At 43.9% G+C, this 5,255-nt stretch carries 4 protein-coding genes and 1 pseudogene; all 5 read right to left on the bottom strand.

Going from position 1 to position 5,255, the window contains the following annotated elements:
• The coding region (locus Q0502_RS18930; protein WP_366521751.1) for a LuxR C-terminal-related transcriptional regulator at positions 1 to 166 on the bottom strand (166 nt) is incomplete at its 3' end.
• 582 nt (positions 167 to 748) lie between these two features.
• Entirely contained in the window at positions 749 to 1,219 is a 471-nt protein-coding gene (locus tag Q0502_RS03720) for a hypothetical protein (protein ID WP_238867591.1), read from the bottom strand.
• Positions 1,170 to 3,836 (bottom strand): DUF6443 domain-containing protein, encoded by a 2,667-nt coding sequence (locus Q0502_RS03715; RefSeq protein WP_298647286.1) that lies wholly within the window; start codon positions 3,834 to 3,836, stop codon positions 1,170 to 1,172. Before Q0502_RS03715 ends, Q0502_RS03720 begins: the two co-directional genes overlap by 50 nt.
• A 220-nt stretch (positions 3,837 to 4,056) precedes the next feature.
• The gene (locus Q0502_RS03710) at positions 4,057 to 4,425 is read right to left on the bottom strand and encodes a hypothetical protein (RefSeq protein ID WP_286860770.1); all 369 of its coding nucleotides are present in this window, start codon (positions 4,423 to 4,425) and stop codon (positions 4,057 to 4,059) included.
• An 8-nt stretch (positions 4,426 to 4,433) separates the two neighbouring features.
• A pseudogene (locus Q0502_RS03705) lies at positions 4,434 to 5,255 on the bottom strand (hypothetical protein); the annotation flags it as partial.

The raw sequence follows: 5,255 nt of genomic DNA, 5'->3' as shown, positions 1-5,255 counted from the left end.
ACAAATCCTCTATACGGTATCCGTGATTTTTGACCCTGTTCACATAGTTATTCACAGTTCCCTTGTACAGCCCCAGTTTATCGGCTATACAACGATTGGAAAACCCTTGCGCATGCATGCGCAGCGCTTGTTTTACTTTACTCGTGTTAATAATTTTTCCTGCCATATGATTATGCGATTGAATTGAAGAATCACACAATCATAAGAAAAATAATCAACAAGTGGGTGGGTATGCTCCGGAATACGAAAATTGCTTGAAAAGTAGCAACGCTGTAAACAACCTGCTTTATATAAGGATATTAAATTGAAAAATTGGGTGCATATGCTCCGGAAAAGGAGGCGCGCGCCCTTTTTACCCTTATTTTTAGCTTACCTTATTTACATTTTGCTCCTTATTTAATACAAATACATGACGAAATGTCGGATTTTTAAAGATTTACCTTCTTTCTGAATTCCGCTTTTTTTACCGGAATCTGGGTGGGTATGCTCCGGATTATCCATTTCTTAAACCAAGAGAAAAAACAAAGAAAAACAACTACAAAAAACTCTTTCCAACCTGCTGAAACGCCTGTGGGGAAATGGATGATAAAAAAGAGAGGAAAAGAGGGCGAAACGCCGACAGGCAAAGCGTTTGAGGGCAAAAAGGTGTATTTAAATTCTTTTTTTAGCGGCTTCGCCGCTCAAAAGCCCCCCCTTTTATCGCAAAGCGATTGCATTAAAAAGAGAACCCGCTTTTTGCGGGTTCTCTCTAATTATTTAAGCCAATGTGTATTGTTTTTGTTATTAGTACATTGACCAATTTATTATTATGTTTGCCTGCTTGCCAATTTTGCATTAAATTTAGTGCTTTTAGTCCTGCTTTTTCAAAAGTGGTTAATTCGTCTGCTGTTTTGTTATAAATTCTCGCACCAATTAAATGCCCTGCGGTATCAATAACGAACTGGACTCGTAACTTTGTGTGTATTTCCTCACTTTCTGAAAAATTATATTGAAATTTTTCGCTAAAATCAGTCATAAAAGCTACTTCTCCACCATTATAGTTGGGCATTTTTTCAACAAAAACATATACATTTCTCTGCGTTAAGCTGTCGTATTGTAAATTTTCTTGTTGCCCTTTTACCGAATAGCAAGAGTGCAAACAAAACATTATTATAATCAATAAGTTATATTTACTGATTCCTGACAGGTGTTCCGGGCGGATTGTTCCAATAGTTATCATAATATTGTTTGTATAGAGTAGTGTTTTGTTCGAGAGTTAATGAGGGATTGTATTGCGGTCTAAAACCATATCCTTGGTTTTGTAAATCTATCTCTTTTAGCATAAAATTTAACTGTCCTTTTGTCAATGAATTTAGATTACTTCCTTTTTGCCCGTCAATGGTTATCATTGGATAACTCATAATATTATTTACAATATTTTTATCTGTTGTGGAAGTCGACACAAAAGAATTCGGTGCTACTCTTAACAATTCTGTATCCGCTGTTTGTGTTACTTCAAATGGGTGCTCTAATCTCAATGTATGCAACATTTCGTGCGTTGCGTCTGACGCTACGGAAGAAAGCAACCTTAATTCTCCTGCGGAATTATATAAATTTACAGAAGAATTAAAATATGAAGTCATTCCTCCAATATTACCATTCATTTCTCCCAAAGATAAAGATTGTACAATATCAGCATTCCCTTGATAAAAAGTAATAGTTCCCGACATTGTTCCGCCCGAAGATTGAGATATTGTATTATGAAATTGGGTTGAAATAGCATTTTGGTAAGCATTTATCTGAGCTGTTGTATAGTTGCCCAACACAGAGAGATTTAACGTCACATTGATAGTTATATGACCGTTAGCATCTGTAACATATTTCCATTCTCTTCCATCCGGGTCAATAAATCTTACTGGATTATTCCCACAATACACATACGAACTAATCGAGTAATACTTCTCCGCCATTGGATCCACGGTCAGCCACCTGCCAAGGGCGGCGTCATAGTGTCTTGCGCCGTAGTCATAGAGGTCAAGGCTCAACTGCCTGTCCAGTTCCTTGCCGTTGTACCTGTAGGGCTGGTTGGAAGTTTGGAGCCCTTCTCCGAACAGTCCGCCGAAAGGATAGTAGTGGTTCACCTGCTCCACCGTTCCGGCCTGGTCGATCACCACCCGGTTGTTGCCCTGATGATCCTTCAGGTAGTAATAGTAGGTCGGAAAAGCGTTGTTCCCGTTTCCCGTCAATGTTACGTATCCCTCTTCCGTAAGTATCCGGACCGGCTCTCCGTCTTCATACATCACATTGCCGCAATAGTCTGTGGTGAGTTCGGAGAAGATTTGTGCGGGAGCCGGCGGCGTCATCACTCCCGTCATCGGGATCACCACCCCCGTCACCGCCGTACGGTGCGTTACGCTTAACTTCTGTCCGGCGGCATCATAAACATAATCGATCGTGTTGCCGTTGGCAAACTGCAATCTCTCCGGCAAATTTAACGAATTATATCGGATTTCCACTATTTTTTTGTTGTAATCTTTCTTCAGGTTGCCGTTGGCATCGTAAAGGTATTCGGCGGGTTTATCGGCACCGTCCATGAAATGAAACGCTCCCGCATACAGCGGGCCGGACGTTACCGCGTCGGTGATCTTGGTCACCCGGTTTCCGGTGTATGTGAAAGAAAGGTTGTCGATCATCCCGAAGTCGGCATCGGACGGGGCGGGCTTTTTATCGGTCAGCCCTTTCCGCTGCAGGGTAAGGATGTTCCCCGTCTTGTCGTACGTGAACGATTCTTTATAACCCGCGGGCGGAGCGGTGTAGGCAAGACCGTAGAGGCCGGAGGCAAAGGCATAATCGTCGTAATAGTTCACCGTCAGCAGATCGACCGGCGCAAGAGCGAGGTTCACCGTATATCCGCCCAAAGGGGCGCTGCCGGTGTAGTTGGTTTTGACCACTTCGTTTTCCGTTTCCGGCACCGTTGCCGATTTCCACGTTCCGGTAACGGTTTGCCGCCCGAAGACGTCGTACAGGAAGAATGTCCATTGCCCCTTTGCCTTTTGGTTGCCATCTCGGCTGAAAACGAGACGGTCGGAGCGGTCGTACGTCATCTCCACCGGATCGCAACCGGGCAATTTCTTTAAGATGCAACGGTTTCGTTCGTCGTACTTGTAGATATAGACGCGGTTCTGCAATACCGCATGGGTGTCGGGCCAGGTTGTTGCGGCCGTCAGTGCATCGGCTGTCGTCGGCGGCAACACGTAGCGCAGGTTGCCGAAGTCGTCATACACGTAGTAGGTATCGTGTGCTACCGTACCGTTCATCACCCGCTGCAGCAGCATTTGTCCCAATTTATCGGTAAAGGTGTATCCGGTGTGACCGTCTTCATCGGTTGTTTGGGTGACAAACAGTTCGCAGGCGGCATAGTATCCGTTTCGTTTGAGCGAATTGTCGGAGGCGACGGAATACAGAGCGCAGGAGCATGCTCCCGAAGAGGTGTTGGTCAGATAATCCGTTTTTACCGGACGTTCCGCCATGCGCCATGCCTCCCCCGGAGCGTACCGCTCCGTCACCCGGTTCAGGGGTGAAGGTTCGTAAACGGGATGGGAGTAGGGGGCACTGTCGGAATAAAAGGCCGTCGCCGCCGGTTTGAATGAGGTCGGCTCCATGTATGCTCCCGTACCGTTGCCGGCGGGCACGGGAAGCCAGGCATTGCTTTCCCTGCCCACGCCGTCGTATTCCTGCAGGGAGAGGATATCTTTCCGTAAGGGGGATGCCTCTCTCAATACGGTTTCCACGGGACGTCCCAGACCGTCGAAGTAGTTGATTTTGTCGCTGTATGACGTACCTGTGTCATCCTGCATGGTTCGGGTGAGAAGATATTTTGCTGCACGCTTTGTACAAATATCCTGAGCAATATACCGACAACAAACAATAGAAATAGTCGCTTTATAACCGGTGGTTTAATAGAAACATCAAGAACCCTTTTCAGAGAGGTAGATCTCTATGGTAACATAATCATAGGCAATAATGATATCGATTCTTTCGCAACTTTCTATTCCTTAGTGAAATATCAATCTGATCCTACCAAACATTCCATTCCCCATCCGTTTCAAGTTGAAGCATTGCAGCTTCTGCACTACTTCTATCTTCTAATTTTAATGATATCATGAGTTCAACATCATTTTCAAATCGAATCACAATCTTTTCTTTTTGTTTATCCTCTTTTGCAAAAAGAATTTTTTTATTTATTAAAGATCTCAAGGTGTCACAATAACCGATATCTGTTGAATTGATAACCTTTTTATCAATTCTTATTTGAGGAAAAGTGTAAGCATTGAACACTGAACCATCAAATAAAAATTGAACATAGTCTCTGATAAAAGTTATACCTGACAATTCAAGCTTCTCTAATGACTTCAATATAGGTCTTTTTAAGTTTCGTTTTTCCATAATTTATGTTATTTAGCAGGTATATGCCACCATGGGTTTGAAGGTGATATTGTCTGACCTGTAAAGGGATTAATAGTTTGTCCTGCTTTATTAAAATAAGAACCATAACCCCCAGGATATTGATACTTTCCAGTTGTAATTGGATCCATAAATCTAAATCCCATAGCTTTAGGACTAAGTCCTTTGTCGCCAACTCCCTTTATAAATTGAAAACCTTTTCCACTTGATGCCGGAATAGGTCCTGTCGCACCTCTGGGTACGGGGAAAACTGTTCCTCCTTTACTTACTATAAAATTGGGAACTTTACTCCCTCCCTTTGCTGCATCATCAATAAGATTTACGCCTGCTCTTATTCCACTGCCGCCCAAGTTGTTCAGATCGTGTGCCAGCGTGGCAAACGTCAAGGTAAGCTCTATCGCTTTAAGTCCCCCTTCGACAAATTTGTTGAAGCCTGCAATCCATTTCGGATCATATCCGCCGGCAGCCTGCCTTATGGCCGCACTTACCGGCCCGCTTCCCGAAGTTTGAAAACCTCTTACCGTAACCTCTCCCAACGGGGCGGAGTTATGCCAGTTTCCGAATTGATCTCCGTATCTGAAACTTCCGTCCGCATTTGTTGCATATACGGTTTTGCCAATATAAGTTTCACCCTTTTTTGTCGTCGCTTGCGAGATTGCATTCTTATCCCAATAAATATGCTTATCCCTATTTTCAACCCAGTCATACGACATTCCATCCGGGTCGATACGGTTCACCGGATTATTCCCGCAATACGCATACGAACTAATCGAGTAATACTTCTCCGCCATTGGATCCACGGTCAGCCACCT

The sequence above is a fragment of the uncultured Proteiniphilum sp. genome, from assembly GCF_937873925.1.
Classification (GTDB): domain Bacteria; phylum Bacteroidota; class Bacteroidia; order Bacteroidales; family Dysgonomonadaceae; genus Proteiniphilum.
The sequence above is the reverse complement of the archived record's forward strand: the minus strand, read 5'-3'. Positions and strand labels throughout refer to the sequence as shown.

Excerpts from the sequence above, each read along its gene's own strand:
- Q0502_RS03720 (WP_238867591.1), bottom strand. The coding sequence starts at position 1,219 with ATGATAACTATTGGAACAATCCGCCCGGAACACCTGTCAGGAATCAGT.
- Q0502_RS03715 (WP_298647286.1), bottom strand. The coding sequence starts at position 3,836 with ATGCAGGATGACACAGGTACGTCATACAGCGACAAAATCAACTACTTC.
- Q0502_RS03710 (WP_286860770.1), bottom strand. The coding sequence starts at position 4,425 with ATGGAAAAACGAAACTTAAAAAGACCTATATTGAAGTCATTAGAGAAG.